Source organism: Paenibacillus sp. FSL R7-0026 (assembly GCF_038004485.1).
GTDB lineage: Bacteria > Bacillota > Bacilli > Paenibacillales > Paenibacillaceae > Paenibacillus > Paenibacillus xylanexedens_A.
The window spans coordinates 4,192,251-4,208,937 of the sequence record NZ_JBBORG010000001.1 but is presented as its reverse complement, the minus strand read 5'-3'; the positions used below and the strand labels follow the sequence as shown (position 1 = coordinate 4,208,937).

Below are 16,687 nucleotides of genomic sequence, written 5' to 3'. Positions count from 1 at the left end.
CTTTTTTTACACTATGAATCAGATAGATTAGAGCAACATTTAGAGCACAGACACTCATCTATTTATATGGATTTTAAGCACCACCAAATACACTGCCCGGAGGGAATATCATGGAGAATCAACAATTCCACACATTACTGAATGCGATTGAAAATAAAGAAGCTGTACTCGGCGTCGTCGGGCTCGGTTACGTAGGACTTCCACTTGCCGTGGAAATGGTCAATCAAGGTTTCACGGTAATCGGAATTGATCTGGATGCGTCCAAAGTAGAAAGTATCTATCAAGGAGATTCCTATATTCACGATATTTCGTCCGATGAGTTGAAAAAAGTAATGCAAAGCGGCCGTTTCCAGCCAACGACAGATTACAGCATGCTGCGCGTGATCGACGCACTCAGTATCTGCGTACCGACACCGCTTAGTGAGAATCAGGACCCGGATACGTCTTACATCGAAACGGTTGTGGATCAGATCAAACTGCATATGAAACCAGGCATGCTGATTACGCTGGAGAGCACTACTTATCCTGGTACAACTGAAGAACTGATCCAGCAGCAGCTGGACAAGATCGGACAAGAAGCAGGTAAAGACTATTTCCTCTGCTTCTCGCCTGAGCGTGTGGACCCGTCGAACGGACGTTTCACCACATTTAATACGCCGAAAGTAATCGGGGGCACAACTGAAGCTTGCTTGAAGCTCGGAACAGCGCTATATAGCAAATATGTAGAAACCGTAGTACCGGTATCTTCACCAAAAGTGGCTGAGATGTCCAAACTGCTGGAGAACACATTCCGCAGCGTGAACATTGCCTTTGTAAATGAAATGGCGATGATGTGCGACCGCATGGGCATCGATATCTGGGAAGTTATTGACGCGGCGGCAACGAAACCATTTGGTTTCATGCCATTCTATCCAGGCCCAGGCATCGGTGGACACTGCATTCCACTTGATCCGATGTACCTGTCATGGAAGGCAAAAGGCTTCCGTTTCTATAGCAAATTCATTGAATTGGCGCAATCCACCAATGACAACATGCCATATTATGTGTTGAACAAAACGTCAACGATTCTAAACGAATACGCTAAATCCGTACGTAAATCCAATATTCTGCTCCTTGGTATGTCATACAAACCGAATATTGCCGACCTGCGTGAATCACCAGGACTGGAAGTATATGAACTGTTCAAGGAAAGTGGAGCTAACGTAAGCTACTACGACCCACATGCGGATTCCTTCCAGGACAAGCATGGCGAGACCGTACACAGCGAAGTATTCAATCTGGAGCAGTTCAAGAAGTACGATTGCATCGTGCTGATCACCAACCACAGCGATTTGCCTTACTTTGATATTGCCGAGATGGGTGTGCCGATTCTGGATACACGTAATGCGTTCCGTTCGTACACACATCCGCATATCTACAAGATTGGTCACTCGGTACAGCATCCTGTGCTTGAACCAAGTGAAGCGTTGCTCGTCTGAGGAAATATATGAGGCAACGGGGCAAGCTGGTGGGTATGGCGAAATGGGCCATTCTGGCTGTGGTGTTGTGCCTGCTGCTTCTGTCCTGGATGTTCAAATGGTTCCAGGCGGAGGAGCATAAAGCGACCTGGCTGTGGGACGCGTCCATTATTGCAGAGCAGACACCTGAGATTATTGCTTTTTCCAAAGAACAGGGCGTGGATACCATCTTCCTGCAAATCCAGGATGAGGTGCCTGATGCAACATACCGCAAATTCATTGCGGCTGCCCGACAGGCCGAGATTGAAGTGCATGGACTTAACGGTCATGCAGACTGGGCCTATGAGGAGAAGCGGGATGAAGGGCTTGCTTTTATCGAGCGAGTACGAGCATACAATGCGGCTTTTGCGAAGAATGAACGCTTCCAAGGTATTCAACTGGATGTGGAGCCGTATCAGCTGAAGCGCTGGGAGAACGAGGAGAGCAGCGTCATTGCAGAGTGGCAGAACAACATGAAGGCATGGACAAAAGCCGGCGAGGATGCCGGACTGTACATGAGCGCTGCCATTCCGTTCTGGCTTGATGCCCGCCAGTCGGCTGAAGGAGATGGTACATTCAGTCGCTGGGTGATCTCTCATTTCGATGCGGTGGCCATTATGGCATATCGGGACAGTGGGCAGCAGATGTATGATCTGTCCAAGGAAGAACTGGACGAAGCGGATGATCTCGGCAAGAAAGTCTGGATCGGAGCGGAACTCGCGGATACACACGAGGGGGATCACCTGACCTTTTTCCGTAAACCGGTTAGCAATATGAATGAAGAGATGGCGAAGGTGTTTGATCTCGGTACCTCTCATTCTTCATTTGCAGGTGTGGCAGTGCATCATTATGAAGCATGGTATGCGAAGGAGAACGGTATTCCGCTTGCGCGCAAGGATGAGGAGAAGGAATAGCGTTAGATCAGCGTTAATAAGTTGTTGGTTTCAAGTGCATGGATCAAGACTATAGTATAAGAAAGAAGGCAAGTCCCGGGTAGATGGGGCTTGCCTTTTTTGTTGTTGGATTTCGTAATGGGTTTTGCAGCACTATGATGTGCAGGATATGAAACTCAGGAGTCCATTGTAATTTGGTTGAGGCGGTATCGTACACAAGGCATGGTATACGAGACTGAGTTATAGGTTGGGGAGCGAAAGGTCGCTCCCTTACTCTTTCGTGCTCTCCGCTGTCCGATAGCGATTAGGCGGCAAACCGACTTGTTTTTTGAACGCTTTGGAGAAGGAGAATAAGTCCGGGTAACCTACGGAATGAGCCACTTCAGTTAAGCTTAGCGGCGTCTGCACCAGCAGGCGTTTGGCCTGATTCATTTTCAATTGTTGGATATATTGAACAGGGGACAGACCATAGGCTTTGCGGAACTGTTTGGCAAAATGGGTTCGATCCACACCCGCATGAGCGGATACACCTTCCACGGAGATGCCGCCTGCAAAGTGAATATCCATGTATTCCTTGCCTTTCTGAAGCCAAGATGTAGCTAAATCTGGTTGCAATCCTTTGGTTGCGGGGGACCGGGCAATTCGGTCGAAGAGGTTTAGAAATCGGGTGAGTCGTCCGAGATCACTCGCTCCATCCTGCGGTTTGCGAACATCCTCCATAAATGCGCGCATGGCACTTGCGGTCTCCGGGGTAAGTACACCTGAACGGTACGGTGAGTCGGGTGTAAGTCCAATTCGGGAAAGCAGTTCGGCTGCATGTGCGCCATCAAAGGCAATAAATATTTTCTGCAACGTATCCTCGGGGTCCGTCCAGTACTCATGGGTAACATGCGGAAATAGACAGAACGCATCCCTGGCACGAAGGGTATGACGCTGTCCGTTCTGTATGAATGTACCTTCCCCCTCCAGCACAAATAGCAAATAATGATAAGGCGTAGTACGCGGGCCAATATGATAGTTGGTCTTGGCTATATTACGGCCGATGCGAATCGGCCAGGCGCCACCAGCTTTCTCGAATTCAGATGGAGTGAAGAAAATAATATCCAAAAACTCATGGTGGTCCTCCTTCATGCTCTCGGTCATCAGGAACACCTCTTTATTGTATAAGTATCGTTTGTAGATTTTAAAAGTTTCACTTATAACCTATTATACAGGTGGGTTTTATACATATTCAAGATCAGGAAGACCTAAATCTGAGAAAAGACCACAAAATGACAAAATGAAATTGCCGCGAAATGACATTGCTCACAGACAAATCAATTGTTATGATGTCCATACCTATTAAACCAAGTTAATTAATCGGCATTTGAGTGTGTACTTTGAAAATGAGTTAGAAATTAGGCGCACTTTAAAAATAAGTTTCAAGAGATGCCAACGTAGTGGAGGGGACGAAATCGATTCTGAAGAAGAGAAGCGGTCGCCTGAAAGCTTTCTGAAAGAAAGCTACATCGGAAGCATAAGCTATCTTAGAATTTTTACCTTTAAATAGGAGAATCAAAAAATTCAAGGATAACAGTGATCGGAAGAACGATTCGTACCCGGAACGTCAAGGAGGCGTAACGGTAACTTTTTTTAACATGAGACTTTATTTATTCATAGAAGGGATTGACTTTTGTGAGCGAACAGGAAGAGATGAAGTTTGGATGGTTTTTGCCTACAGCAGGGGATGGTAAGTATGTAGGGGTTGCCCCGGAGCGGGAACCGAGTTTGGATTATCTGGTCGATGTGGCACAGACAGCGGAGAAGGCAGGATTCGAATTTGTACTGATTCCGACAGGGGGAGCCTGTCTGGACGCGTGGGTGGTCGGCTCGGCTGTGATGAGTCACACGAAGACATTGCGTCCCCTTGTCGCTATTCGCCCGGGATTGGTTACACCCGTACTCGCTGCACGCATGGGAGCGGCACTGGATCAGCTATCGGGTGGTCGCGCCATGATCAATGTGGTGACAGGCAGTTCTGTTCGCGATCTGGAGGAACTCGGCGATCCACTGGCACATGCGCATGATGAACGGTATGTTCGCGCGAGCGAGTATATGGAAGTCATGAAACGTTCATGGACCCAATCGACAGGATTGAATCTGACGGAGTTTGCCGGAAGTGGTTCAAAATCTGGTGCAGACGCACCCAGTGATCCCAATCCTGAATTCAACGGCCAGTATTACAATTTCAAAGGACCGGTAGGCATGCCTGAGACGGTGCAAAATCCGCATCCACCATTCTATCTGGGAGGAAGTTCTCCAATTGCCAAAAAGGTCGCCGTAGAACATGCGGATACGTTCCTCATGTGGGGTGAGCCTCATGACTGGATTCAGGAGCAGATCGAAGAGATTGAGGTCATCCGTCAGCAGGTGAAAGAGGAAACCGGACAAGATCGTCAGCTCCGTTATGGCATGCGTGCTCAGGTACTCATTCGGGATACCGAAGAAGAAGCATGGGCAGCAGCTTGGGAGATTATTAGCAAAGTACCACCAGAAGCGATTGAGAAAGCCAAAGCCGCTTTTGCCGAAACGGATGCAACCAACCAACGCAGACAGAACGAGCTACGGGAACTGTCCGAGAAGCAGCAGTTTGTCGTAGGTCCCAACCTGTGGACAGGCTTGTCCGTTGTGCGTTCCGGCGGTGCGATTCTCATTGTAGGTACAGCCGAACAGGTCGCAGAGCGTTTGATGGAATATGGAGATCTGGGCGTTACGACTTTCATTCTGTCCGGTTACCCGCATCTGGAAGAGGCCGAAATCTTCGGACGGACCGTGATGCCCATCATTCGCGAAAAATGGAAAACAAGACAGAAGCTGCATCAAGTTACTACTAACTAAGTAAGTTCAACTAATCTTTTTATACGAAAACGGAGAGGACAGAAATAACGTGAAGAAGCGAAGCGTTCGCCTTTATCCCCGGATTTTTCCTTTTATAAAAAGGAATCAAATAAATCTGGGGATAACAGCGATCGGAAGGTTATTCTGTCATCGGAGTGGTCAGTATAAACATTCTTTAGTTAAAATATCAAGCATCCTCAGGAGGTCGTCTTTCATGAAAAAAAATAAAAAATTGATCCTGCCGCTCGTCAGTATGCTGGTGATGTCCATCCTGCTGTCAGCTTGCGGCAGTGGGGATAACGCGTCATCTGGAGAGAACGGCTCCTCGGGTTCAGGTAAAGTTACGATCAGCTTCATGCACTGGCGTGGAGAAGATTCCGAAGCACTCAACAAGACTATTGACGCATTTGAAAAAGAAAACCCGAACATCAACGTGGAGATGCAGACACTGCCCTCCGATCAATACCAGTCCACCGTACAATCCAAAATCAGTGACGGTTCGGTAGGAGATGTATTTGCTTCCTTCCCGGGTGCACAGTTTGAAGCCTTTACCAAAGCCGGATTGTTCACGGATCTGACTGGATCCTCGTTCTTGTCGGCCTACAATTCAAAGCTGATTGAATCAGGACAGCATGATGGCAAGCAATATGCGATCCCGTATCAACTCGTATATAACGATCCAATCTATAACGTAAAACTGTTTGAACAATACGGCTTGACGCCACCAACCGATTGGGAAGGCTTCCTGGCACTTTGCCAGAAGCTGAAGGACAATGGCATCATTCCGATTGCTTTTGCCGGAGCTGACATTGGCCCAGGGCAATTCATGAATACGATGGTGATGAACAATGCACCGAGTGACGACATTTTTACCAAAGTAGAAGCGGGCGAAGCCAAACTGACAGATGAGTTTTGGGTGAAAACGTTGACTCAAATCAAGGAACTGAACGATAAAGGTTACTTCCAACAGGATGCACTGGGTACCAAAGACCCTGCGGCTGGCGCACTGTTTATTCAAGAGAAAGCAGCGATGCTGGCAAGTGGATCATATCAGTTGGCCCAGAACAAGCAGCAGAATCCTAATCTGGAGCAAAAACTGCTTGCACCGATTACGGTAAGTGCAGATCAAGCGAAGTATGAAGGAGTGCATACCACTACGTTCATGCTCGCGGTGAACAGCAAGTCGAAACATCCGGAAGAAGCGAAGAAGTTCCTCGAATTCCTTAGCAATCCCGGTGTAGCGAGTGACTATGCCAACCAAACGGGACAAAATGTAACGGTGAATGATGTGAAGTACGATACGCCTGAGCTTCAGGTAGCCGGAGAATGGGCAACCAAAAAGACCGTGTTCCAGCCACGGTTCACCATCCTGAACGGAGATAATCAAAAAGCAGTAACCAACTCCATCCAGGCTGTACTGAGCGGCACTTCTCCAGAAGAAGCAGCACAGCAGGCACAAGCGATCATTGATCAGCATATCGGGAAATAAACGATGAAAAACCGTCTTCAGCTATCCCTGTTTCTGATCCCTGGGTTGCTGCTGTACGTTGGATTGTTCGTATTTCCTACATTGACGGGGCTGTTCTATTCCTTTACGGACTGGGATGGGGTATCCCCGTCGTATGCATTTGTAGGGCTGGATAATTACAAGGACAGTCTCAGCAGCATCGTATTCCGCAAAGCCTTTGGTAACAACGTGGAGTTCATGTTAACGGTTGTTATTGCACAAACCTTTATTTCACTTGTCCTGGCCCTGCTCCTGGTACGCAATACCAAGACACGCATTGTGCTTCGGGCGTTGTATTTCCTGCCTGCGATTCTGTCCTCCGTATCGGTTGGACTGATCTGGGCATTTATGTATGATCCATCCATTGGATTGATCAACTATGGATTGAATGAAGCCGGGATGAGCAGTATTGCTCGCAACTGGATTGGTGATCCTAAGATCGCCATCTATTCCATCGCTGCGGTCCAAGTCTGGGCCCATGCTGGACAGATGATGATTGTATTCATCGCAGGTCTGCAAGGTATTCCGGCAGAACTGTATGAAGCGGCTCGCATGGATGGCGGTAGCAAATGGCAGGTATTTCGTACCGTGACCTGGCCACTGCTGGCACCTTCGGCAACGATTGTTGTGGCCTATACGACCATTCAGTCGTTCAAGGCATTTGACCTCATTTTCACCATGACGGACGGAGGCCCGAACTACGCAACTGAAATTTTGACAACATATATCTATCATACCGCCTTTGGCAGCTATTCATTTGGTCTGGCTTCTGCCGGTTCCATGATCTTCCTGGTGTTGCTGGCGCTCTTGACGCTGTTGCAGTTCAAGGCACTGCGTGCCGACCGGGTAAGCTATTGAGGTTGATGTTGGAGCATTCATCCTGCAATCGAGGCAGAAGGGAGTTCACATGTTTTTAAAATGGTTCAATCGCCTGATCTTATTGGTGTACGCGCTGCTGATTCTGGTGCCGCTGTACTTTGTATTTGTATCTTCGTTCAAAACAAGCAGCAACTTCTTCACCAGTCCATTCAGCTGGCCGGACCCGTTTACATGGGATAACATCACTGGCATGTTCCGCAATCAGCCGATGTGGCAATATTTCGGGAACAGTCTGGTCGTGACGCTCGGTACGGTTGCAATAGAGTTATTGCTGAGTAGCATGATCGCCTACGCCATTGTCCGCTGGGGCGGCAGTGTAGGCAAAATCGTGTTTGCTCTGTTCGTAGCTGGTCTGATTGTTCCTTCCCAAGTGAGCATGCTGCCGATCTATTCCCTTACACGTACACTCGGGTGGTCGGACAGTCTCACGGGATTGATTGTCGTATCCGCGGCTATGCTGATGCCTGTCTCTGTATTTATGCTGACAGGTTTCATGCGCATGCTTAATTCGGAGATTCTGGAAGCGGGCAGTATGGATGGAGCTAGTGAATGGAGACTCTATACGCGAATTGCACTGCCACTGGCTGCACCTTCGCTGGCGGCAACGGCTACGTTCCTGCTCGTCATGGTATGGAATGACTTGCTTATTCCGATGCTGATGCTCAGCAGTAAGTCCAAGCTCACTTTACCGCTCGCGCTTATGCAGTTCCGCGGGGAATACGTGACGAACTATCCGATGATGCTTACGGGTGTGCTGGTAACCGCCATTCCGATGATTGCGTTGTTCCTTCTACTCCAGCGTTACTTTGTAGCAGGTCTGACAGCGGGTTCACTCAAGGGGTGAGGTATCGCAGAAATCGGAAGGAAAAGCTTATTTTGCATTGATTTCTGGAGCATTCTGCATAATAATGATTTAGTGTCAGAATGACTACATAGAGATCAAGGGAGCTATAAGTGATGAGCAAACTGGAAGTATTACGGAATCCCAAGCAGCGCAAGCTGCTGTTCAGTGCCGGCATGAGCTGGCTGTTTGATGCGATGGAAGTTGGTATGATCTCCTTTATCGTGGCTGCACTTGCCAAGGAATGGAGTCTCAGTCCCGGACAAGTCGGCGTGCTTACGAGTATTAACTCGATCGGTATGGCGCTAGGTGCTTTGATTGCAGGTGCACTTGCGGACCGTTTTGGACGGAAAGCCATTCTGATGTGGACCTTGTTAATCTTTACGATTGCAAGCGGTCTGTCTGCATTGGCGACCGGATTCGCCGTATTGTGTGCACTGCGTCTGGTTGCAGGTATTGGACTTGGCGGAGAGCTGCCCGTGGCATCTACACTGGTATCGGAGTCGATGCCTACAGCCGAACGGGGACGTGCCGTTGTATTATTGGAAAGTTTCTGGGCAGGGGGCTGGATTGTATCCGCGCTCATTGCCAACTTTGTCATTCCGGAGTACGGATGGAGAATTGCTTTTGCCATTGGTGCACTTCCGGCGTTCTATGCACTGTATTTGCGTCGTGCCATTCAGGACCCGCCGCGGTACAAGAATCATACCAAGCTTCATAAAATCACGTTCCGCGAGAAAGTGGCTACCGTCTGGTCAGCACCACATCGCCGTACAACGTTGATGCTCTGGATTTTGTGGTTTACCGTCATTTTCTCTTATTATGGCATGTTCCTGTGGCTGCCTTCGGTTGTAATGGCAAAAGGATTTACGTTGGTTAAAAGTTTCCAATACGTGCTGATCATGACGATCGCACAGTTGCCAGGTTACTTCACCGCGGCGTACTTCATTGAACGTTACGGGCGCAAGTTCGTACTTGTTGTGTATCTTACCTTGACTGCATTCAGTGCGATTGCGTTTGGATTGGCAACAACGGAAGCGACAATCCTGACCGCAGGAATCTGTCTTTCCTTCTTCAATCTAGGAGCCTGGGGTGGTCTGTACGCCTACAGCCCGGAATTGTATCCGACTTCCGTTCGTTCGACAGGTGTTGGACTTGCCACATCGGTTGGCCGAATCGGGGGCGTACTGGCTCCATTAATGGTCGGTATGCTGGTTCAACGTGAAGTTGCGATCAGCCTGATTTTCACGATTTTCTTCGTGACAATCCTCATTGGCGCAGCAGCTGTACTGTTCTGGGGCCGGGAAACGAAGGGTCAGGAACTTGCTGAGTAATTGTCAATAAATACAACGCAACTTTTGTACGGGTCTGCCAGCCTACGGAAATAACGGGTTGGACAAGCGGTATATGGTTGATACAAGAAGGGGCATGACCATGGTGTGACCATGGGCTCATGCCTCTTTTTGATATGTTCAGCGTCGTTTTTTCACTGCGTCATCGGTCCGATAGACTTCATTTTTTCTATATCCTATAATGACACTCGGGATGTCCAACCGTGAGGATTCAGGAGGAAGATGTGGGATCTGAGTTCAGAAAAGTGGAGGTTAATGGAATGATGAAGAATAATATTGGAATGGATCAACCGAATGAAATCAATGAAAAGAACATGATAATTGAATTAGATAGCGTGAGTGAGATGAAAGAGATGAAGGTGGGAGTGGGAAGCAATGTGAACAGTAATGAACGGACTACAGTTGATAGCACGAATGAGGGGCTTGATCAATTAACGTTTGCTGACAACATGGAACCTATCACTGTCAGTCGGAAAGTCACTCATGGGAAGGGGAACATGGCTGGCAAAAGAGCGGGGCGGGTCAGCATGCTTCTCGGTGCCTGCGCATTGACGCTGGGATTGACCGTGGCAGCTCCTTCTGCGGGAGCACAGAAGTTGGAACAGGGAGTTCGTAGCGAGCATGTGCTGCAATTGCAGGAGCAATTAAGCGATCTGGGGTACTTTGACGCAGGTTTGACCGGATATTACGGTACGATTACCAAAGGTGCTGTCCGCAAGTTCCAACAGGCGCAGGGGCTGAGTGCAGACGGCGTTGCAGGTCCAGCGACGCTGAACAGGCTGAATAAAAAGGCTAAAGCCGAAGGCGAGACGTTACGCCAGTTGGCGAAGCTGATCCATGGTGAAGCGCGCGGAGAATCTTTTGAAGGGCAAGTCGCTGTAGGAGCGGTTGTGTTGAATCGGGTACATTCGAGTGAATTCCCATCGTCTATTTCGAAGGTTATTTTCCAGAAAGGGCAATTCACGGCTATAGATGATGGGCAGTTTAATACCAAGCCAACCCAAACCTCTTACAGGGCTGCTCGCAAGGCTTTGAACGGTGCTGATCCGACGAACGGAGCACTCTATTATTACAATCCGAAGATTGCCACTTCGGTGTGGAGTAAGAGCAGGCCGACGCTGCTGACCATTGGCCAGCATGATTTTACAAGATGAGTTTAAGTAGAGATATGTAGTGTAATATTTGAAATGATAATGATGAACCTCGGCTGTACGCTGCTGAATGCAGACGTGCTACCGGGGTTTGTTTTATATTTTGGTTATGCAGACGAGGAGTGCGGGGATTACTTCCGTATCTTGATGTCTCTCTTTTCAATTGACAATGATTATCGTTATCGAATATCATCAAAGGATTACAAAGGGATTTATTACTGAATAATAGGTTCGGTATGGAGTCAATCGGGGGAGAAAATAGTGAACTGGGAAGAGTATATTCAAATGTGGGACAATTCATCGATTCAGCTGGTGGATATTCGTCAACTTGTAATAAGTAGCGGGGGGAAGCAGCAATACCATCTCCCAGTCAGTGGTTTTATATATATCGTGCAAGGACAAGGCACCATTTCACTGGATGAAGATATACATATATTTAAACGGTTTTATCTACTACATGCAGGAAAAGGAAGCAGGATCAGGATCGAGGCCGGGCAAGATGAGGTCACGTACTATTACATTTTATATAGAGGTATTTTGTCTCCCAAAGCTAGTAAAGAGATTCAGCACAACTATGACATGAACAACCCTTTTCAGCTACCATATGCCTACCAGCCTCTCGCTCCGCTTAATCTATATCGCCATGTGGATTCCATGTATGAGGAATGGAGTCGTAGACAGGTGTTTGAACGTTTTCATGTGAAAATCGGCTTTTACCAGTTCGTATATACCCTTGTTCAGCAACTTAAGCTTCAAGGGGTTTCTTCAAAAGAAACGGATATGGTAGAAGAGATTATCCAGTATATTCACGAACATTACAATGAATCTATTTCGCTTGAGTCATTGGCCGAACTGTGGAATTACAGCATTCAATATTTATCGAAGCAATTCAAACTCCGTACGGGGAGAAGCCCTATTGAATATGTAATTCAGGCGCGTATGGCGAAAGCGAAGGAATTAATGATTCGCACAGATGCTACGGCACAGGAGATTGCTTCAAGTGTAGGGTATAGTGACGTTTTTTATTTCACACGTCTGTTCAAGAAGCAGGTCGGGATGACACCGGGTCAATATAAAAAGAAAATGAAAGATAGCTTGGTCGATTCAGATAGTCCATGGGAAGGGTTCGTATCCTCTATGGGCAAACATTCTTCTTCTTGTTATGTTATTAATGATAATCATTATCAATATAAAACAGAAGGAGATTGGCAGATGTTTAAAGGAACAAGATCAAAGATGGTATTAACACTCATGTTATGTTTTACGATTATACTTTCAGCTTGCACAAGTGGGAACTCCAGTCGAACGAATAATCAGGGAGCAGCAGGTGGAAATTCAAATCAGAGTGCAGAGTCTACTCAAAATGTGACTTCCAACGAGGCCAAAGAAGATACAAGCACGCGCAAATTATCAACAGTAATGGGAGAAGTGAGTGTTCCGGTATATCCCAAACGGGTTGTTGTGGACTGGGACTTGGGGCCGGTCTTAGCTGTTGGGGTAACGCCAGTTGGCGCATCCAGTACACAAATGAACTTTGCAAAATTTCTAAAACCTTATTTGCCTGACACTGTTGAAGATATTGGGTTGGAGGGAAGTATTTCTTTGGAGAAGGTGCTGGACTTGGCTCCCGATGTAATTATTACTTGGAATCCGGCAGCCTATGAAAGTTACTCCAAAATTGCACCAACCGTCGTGTTCGAGACAAGCAAGTACTCCACCATCCAGGAAGAAATTACGGCAATGGGCGATATCCTGGGTCGACAAGAAGAAGCTGAGAAGTGGAATGCAGATTTTGTCAAACGTACCGAAGCTGCCCGCAATAAAATCAAAAATGTCATTCCAAAAGATGCAACGATCTCCATTGTGGATTACGTTACGGTAGACAAATTTTTGATGGTAATCGGCAATGCAGGCGAGCGTGGGGGCAGAGCTACATACGATATCTTGGGTCTGAATCCAACGCCTAAAGTAAAAAGTGATATCATTGACAAAAAAGAGGATCGCATTGAAGTTTCATGGGAGACTGTGAATGATTATGTGGGCGATTACGTCATTGTGCTCAAAGTTGAAGGCCAGGAGCCAACCAATCTTCCAGCGACGTGGACATCCTTAGATGCGGTCAAAAATAATCATGTGATCGAGATTGAAATGGAGAAGTATTTCGCGGCGGATTCATTCTCATCCCTGTTACAGGCGGAAGATATTGCTGATAAGATCACAAAAATGGCTGCGGCTGCTAAATGATTAACTGAAACAAAGTATACTGCGTAGTTAGAGGGTATCATCAAAGTCGCCTACATGGCGGCTTTTTTGGCATCATATTCAAATGTATAATAGTTGAGATTCTGTTTTTGGATCAAATTTTGACTCTAGTGTTTTAGAAATTGCTTAAATGGTGGTGAATAGAATTGAGGTTTCTAAAGGGATTATTGATTGTAATCACATTAATAGTCATAGCTTCAGTCATATGGTACGGCTCTTATAAGAATGATATGAAGGAACTTGAAGAAGGTTTAAGAACGCATTTAGTCGTTGAAAAGGGTATGGATGAACAGGATATCATTAGCATCACTGCTCGTCGCAGTAAAATGCCACAGTATCCTGTAGTCGTCATATTGAAGGACAATCCACAGGAAGTTGTCTACACCTACAGAGATGAGCAATGAGTGCAACTATGGCCTGATCCATAATACCAGATGAATTATTGATCACTTTCTTGAATATGAATAACCGGGTACTGGACGCCCATTCACCCACCTTTCTCTTCTCTACTTTACCTAATAGTAGTTCATGCACGGAACATCCTTGAAACCTAATACGAATTTACAAAGTATATATAAAGAAGGATATAATTAGTTACCATTTATAAATTTGTACTCGGTTACATCCATAGAAGGGAGGACGAATATGCCATTTATTGGGGGAATCATTTTAATTTTTATCCTAGCATTTATTCTATGGTCATTAATGTTCCCGCTATTCAATAAAATAGGTAGTAGAATTTTGAAGAAATACAATAAATTCAAACAAGAGGAGAATGGTGATGAAAAATTCAAAGACGTTTAGGGTAGGGGCAATTGCGGTTGCATTAGTTATTATTGTGGGAGTGCTAATGGTGACCTTCTTTTTAACACGAATTCCTAATGGATATGTTGGGGTCGTTTATTCACCAAATGGAGGCGTAAAAGACAGTACACTGAGTCAAGGGTGGAAACTCGTTGGAGCGTTTGATAAAGTGACGAAATATCCTATCCGAATTCAAACGGTGGAATACAGAGATATTCAGATTGCTACTTCTGACGGGAAAAATATCACAATCGATTTTGCTTACAACTACCAAGTAGAACCAAGTAAAGTATCTTCTATATTCAATACATTTGGGCCAATTAGTATTCAAGAAATTGAGGATACATATCTCAAGACACGTTTCCGTGACGCAGCTCGTAAAGGTATTTCCAAATTTACAGTCATTGATGTTTATGGTGAGAAGTCATCCGAAGCAGGAGTGGACGTGCAACAACGTTTTTCTGATGACGTTAAAGAGTTAGGCTTTATTGTATCCAACGTTACTGTAGGTGTTCCTCAACCTGACGCCAAGACTCAGGAAGCAATCGATAAGCGTGTCGAAGCTTCTCAAGAACTGGAACGAAAAACGACTGAACTTGAGATCGCCAAAAAAGAAGCAGATCGCAAGCGCGTGGAAGCGCAAGGTAATGCAGACAAACTATTGATCGAAGCAGAAGGTCAAGCTAAAGCAAATAAAGAGCTTCAACAATCATTATCGAGTCAACTCGTTGAATATGAAACCATTAAGAAATGGGATGGAGCACTTCCATATGTAAGTGGGTCAAATACGCCAATGATTCAATTGCCAACTACAAAAACAGAGCAAAATAGTGGCGCGGGGAGCGTATCTCCCTAATAGCGGTTTGAAATGCATGCCTTGCTTTTTCACCATTTTAATGTGTTGAATTCTAATGAACAAGCCGGTCCAATCGTGGGCTGACTTGTTCATTTTGAGTCTTTTCAAAGGTAACATGAGGGATTAAGTTAAGCCATAGCATTGGATTCGCCTGTCCAATCCTGTACAATGGATAACGACAAAAACAACGGTAGATTAAGGATGGATTAGCACGATGAGAATTATCATATCACCAGCTAAAAAGATGAAGATTGATACCGATCTTATGGCTATCGCGCAGATGCCGCAGTTTATAAACGAGTCAGAACAGCTATTGAGTCTGCTTCAAAAGTTATCCTATGACGAACTCAAAGCGATGTGGAAGTGTAACGATGCAATCGCTGAACAGAACGTGGAACGGATTCAGAATATGAATATAAAAGCAAATCTTACGCCAGCCATCTATGCCTATGAGGGCATTCAGTATCAATATATGGCTCCGGGTGTTTTTCAAAATGAGGAACTGGCGTATCTTCAACAGCATTTACGTATATTATCCGGTTTTTATGGCATATTACGGCCTTTGGATGGGGTTACCCCTTATCGGTTGGAGATGCAGGGCAAGCTGCAAGGTCCGGGTTTCAAAACGCTCTATCAATTCTGGGGTAGCAAACTCGCAGATCAGCTTCAATCAGAAAGCAACTACATCCTAAATCTGGCTTCCAAAGAGTATAGCAAAAATATTTTACCTTTTCTGAGTGAGGAAACCCGATTCATTACTTGTGTATTCGGACAAATGGTCAATGGGAAGCTTGTTGAAAAGGCAACCTGGGCTAAAATGGCCAGAGGTGAAATGGTACGTTATATGGCAGAGCACAAGATTACAGAGGTGAAGGACGTAAGAAACTTTGATAGGTTGAATTTCGCTTTTTCAGAAGAACGATCCGACGAGAGTACGTTTGTTTTCATACAATCAGAGGGACAGTAGCCTGCTGTGCAACGGTGGGTTCCTATACCAATTCGCGTCCTTTAATGTCACAATGAGAAAAGACGCAGGGATGTATATCCCTGCGTCTGATCAAGAATCAAATCCGTGTCCAAAGCTGATGAGCTTTTGGGCTTATTTCCCGTATTCCTCATGATAGAACCAGGATAGCTAATTCCTCCAATATTCATATTACATCCTTCCTGTTAACGAACATTAATCCAAGCGGTCCACTGTGTTGGAATATTAATGGAATAGACCGTACCTACAAATTGTCCGCCTGTTGTATTAGGGGATTCATAAACCCAAGAATGGGCAAAAGCATCTACAACACGATCACCGTCCAGATCAATAGCTTCAGACCAGTTGTTTGTCATAGTATTGCCAGCGAGTTTGCCGTAGTGACTACTGTCATAACCGATCTGGAACGTAATACACTGAATCCAAGCCCCACCATGATCATTGGTTGTGGAGAGCGGGTTGTTATTGAAGCCGTAAATTTCTTGACCGCCATTAGGAGATACGACACCGTATACATTAATGTGAGATACTTTCGGAGCAGGCGCAAACAGAACTGGACCACCCGCATTATCTGCCTTCTGCGATTCAAATTCAGCCTTAGCCGCTTTCACAGCTTCTTGGAATTCTTTGGAACTAATAATTTCTTCCTTTGTCATAGGTTTGGCTTGAGTCACATCACCGTCTGCATAGGCAGCTACATTAAACGAAAGCACTAGAACAAGAATAAGAGATAAACTAATCAATTTTCTCATAGCAATAAATTCCACCTTTCTTGTTATGGGTA

At 45.9% G+C, this 16,687-nt stretch carries 14 protein-coding genes; 12 read left to right on the top strand and 2 right to left on the bottom strand.

Annotation, left to right across the window (positions count from 1 at the left end):
• Positions 1-110: 110 nt before the first annotated feature.
• Positions 111-1,478 (top strand): nucleotide sugar dehydrogenase, encoded by a 1,368-nt coding sequence (locus MKY44_RS18585; protein WP_091028694.1) that lies wholly within the window; start codon positions 111-113, stop codon positions 1,476-1,478.
• A gap of 8 nt (positions 1,479-1,486) precedes the next feature.
• Positions 1,487-2,410 (top strand): hypothetical protein, encoded by a 924-nt coding sequence (locus MKY44_RS18580; RefSeq protein WP_341008119.1) that lies wholly within the window; start codon positions 1,487-1,489, stop codon positions 2,408-2,410.
• 249 nt (positions 2,411-2,659) lie between these two features.
• Here MKY44_RS18580 and MKY44_RS18575 read toward each other — a convergent pair whose 3' ends face one another.
• Entirely contained in the window at positions 2,660-3,532 is an 873-nt protein-coding gene (locus tag MKY44_RS18575) for a helix-turn-helix transcriptional regulator (RefSeq protein ID WP_341008118.1), read from the bottom strand.
• A 549-nt stretch (positions 3,533-4,081) separates the two neighbouring features.
• Here MKY44_RS18575 and MKY44_RS18570 point away from each other — a divergent pair.
• The 10 genes from MKY44_RS18570 to yaaA all read left to right on the top strand — a co-directional run bounded on the left by MKY44_RS18570 (position 4,082) and on the right by yaaA (position 15,885).
• Positions 4,082-5,266: an LLM class flavin-dependent oxidoreductase gene (locus MKY44_RS18570; protein ID WP_341009893.1), complete on the top strand. Its 1,185-nt coding sequence runs from the start codon at positions 4,082-4,084 to the stop codon at positions 5,264-5,266.
• A 214-nt stretch (positions 5,267-5,480) separates the two neighbouring features.
• Complete coding sequence (locus tag MKY44_RS18565; protein WP_341008117.1) at positions 5,481-6,755, top strand: ABC transporter substrate-binding protein; 1,275 nt, start codon at positions 5,481-5,483, stop codon at positions 6,753-6,755.
• Between the two features lie 3 nt (positions 6,756-6,758).
• Positions 6,759-7,631, top strand: a complete 873-nt coding sequence (locus tag MKY44_RS18560; RefSeq protein ID WP_017687487.1) for a carbohydrate ABC transporter permease — start codon at positions 6,759-6,761, stop codon at positions 7,629-7,631.
• Between the two features lie 49 nt (positions 7,632-7,680).
• Complete coding sequence (locus MKY44_RS18555) at positions 7,681-8,496, top strand: carbohydrate ABC transporter permease (protein ID WP_036674932.1); 816 nt, start codon at positions 7,681-7,683, stop codon at positions 8,494-8,496.
• Between the two features lie 113 nt (positions 8,497-8,609).
• Positions 8,610-9,827 (top strand): MFS transporter, encoded by a 1,218-nt coding sequence (locus MKY44_RS18550; RefSeq protein ID WP_341008116.1) that lies wholly within the window; start codon positions 8,610-8,612, stop codon positions 9,825-9,827.
• Positions 9,828-10,105: 278 nt separating this feature from the next.
• Positions 10,106-10,999, top strand: coding sequence for a cell wall hydrolase (locus tag MKY44_RS18545; protein ID WP_341008115.1), 894 nt, complete (start codon positions 10,106-10,108; stop codon positions 10,997-10,999).
• 258 nt (positions 11,000-11,257) lie between these two features.
• The gene (locus tag MKY44_RS18540) at positions 11,258-13,240 is read left to right on the top strand and encodes an AraC family transcriptional regulator (protein ID WP_341008114.1); all 1,983 of its coding nucleotides are present in this window, start codon (positions 11,258-11,260) and stop codon (positions 13,238-13,240) included.
• 164 nt (positions 13,241-13,404) lie between these two features.
• Positions 13,405-13,662, top strand: a complete 258-nt coding sequence (locus tag MKY44_RS18535; RefSeq protein ID WP_341008113.1) for a DUF3139 domain-containing protein — start codon at positions 13,405-13,407, stop codon at positions 13,660-13,662.
• 377 nt (positions 13,663-14,039) lie between these two features.
• Positions 14,040-14,918 carry a prohibitin family protein gene (locus tag MKY44_RS18530; RefSeq protein WP_081746030.1) on the top strand — a complete coding sequence of 293 codons (879 nt, stop codon included), beginning with the start codon at positions 14,040-14,042 and terminating at the stop codon, positions 14,916-14,918.
• Positions 14,919-15,132: 214 nt separating this feature from the next.
• Positions 15,133-15,885 carry a peroxide stress protein YaaA gene (yaaA, locus tag MKY44_RS18525; protein ID WP_341008112.1) on the top strand — a complete coding sequence of 251 codons (753 nt, stop codon included), beginning with the start codon at positions 15,133-15,135 and terminating at the stop codon, positions 15,883-15,885.
• 203 nt (positions 15,886-16,088) lie between these two features.
• On the opposite strand, the gene MKY44_RS18520 is transcribed toward yaaA, so the two are convergent.
• The gene (locus MKY44_RS18520) at positions 16,089-16,655 is read right to left on the bottom strand and encodes a DUF4879 domain-containing protein (protein WP_341008111.1); all 567 of its coding nucleotides are present in this window, start codon (positions 16,653-16,655) and stop codon (positions 16,089-16,091) included.
• Between the last annotated feature and the right edge of the window lie 32 nt (positions 16,656-16,687).

Excerpts from the sequence above, each read along its gene's own strand:
- MKY44_RS18585 (WP_091028694.1), top strand. The coding sequence starts at position 111 with ATGGAGAATCAACAATTCCACACATTACTGAATGCGATTGAAAATAAA.
- MKY44_RS18580 (WP_341008119.1), top strand. The coding sequence starts at position 1,487 with ATGAGGCAACGGGGCAAGCTGGTGGGTATGGCGAAATGGGCCATTCTG.
- MKY44_RS18575 (WP_341008118.1), bottom strand. The coding sequence starts at position 3,532 with ATGACCGAGAGCATGAAGGAGGACCACCATGAGTTTTTGGATATTATT.
- MKY44_RS18570 (WP_341009893.1), top strand. The coding sequence starts at position 4,082 with ATGAAGTTTGGATGGTTTTTGCCTACAGCAGGGGATGGTAAGTATGTA.
- MKY44_RS18565 (WP_341008117.1), top strand. The coding sequence starts at position 5,481 with ATGAAAAAAAATAAAAAATTGATCCTGCCGCTCGTCAGTATGCTGGTG.
- MKY44_RS18560 (WP_017687487.1), top strand. The coding sequence starts at position 6,759 with ATGAAAAACCGTCTTCAGCTATCCCTGTTTCTGATCCCTGGGTTGCTG.
- MKY44_RS18555 (WP_036674932.1), top strand. The coding sequence starts at position 7,681 with ATGTTTTTAAAATGGTTCAATCGCCTGATCTTATTGGTGTACGCGCTG.
- MKY44_RS18550 (WP_341008116.1), top strand. The coding sequence starts at position 8,610 with ATGAGCAAACTGGAAGTATTACGGAATCCCAAGCAGCGCAAGCTGCTG.
- MKY44_RS18545 (WP_341008115.1), top strand. The coding sequence starts at position 10,106 with ATGATGAAGAATAATATTGGAATGGATCAACCGAATGAAATCAATGAA.
- MKY44_RS18530 (WP_081746030.1), top strand. The coding sequence starts at position 14,040 with ATGAAAAATTCAAAGACGTTTAGGGTAGGGGCAATTGCGGTTGCATTA.
- yaaA (WP_341008112.1), top strand. The coding sequence starts at position 15,133 with ATGAGAATTATCATATCACCAGCTAAAAAGATGAAGATTGATACCGAT.
- MKY44_RS18520 (WP_341008111.1), bottom strand. The coding sequence starts at position 16,655 with ATGAGAAAATTGATTAGTTTATCTCTTATTCTTGTTCTAGTGCTTTCG.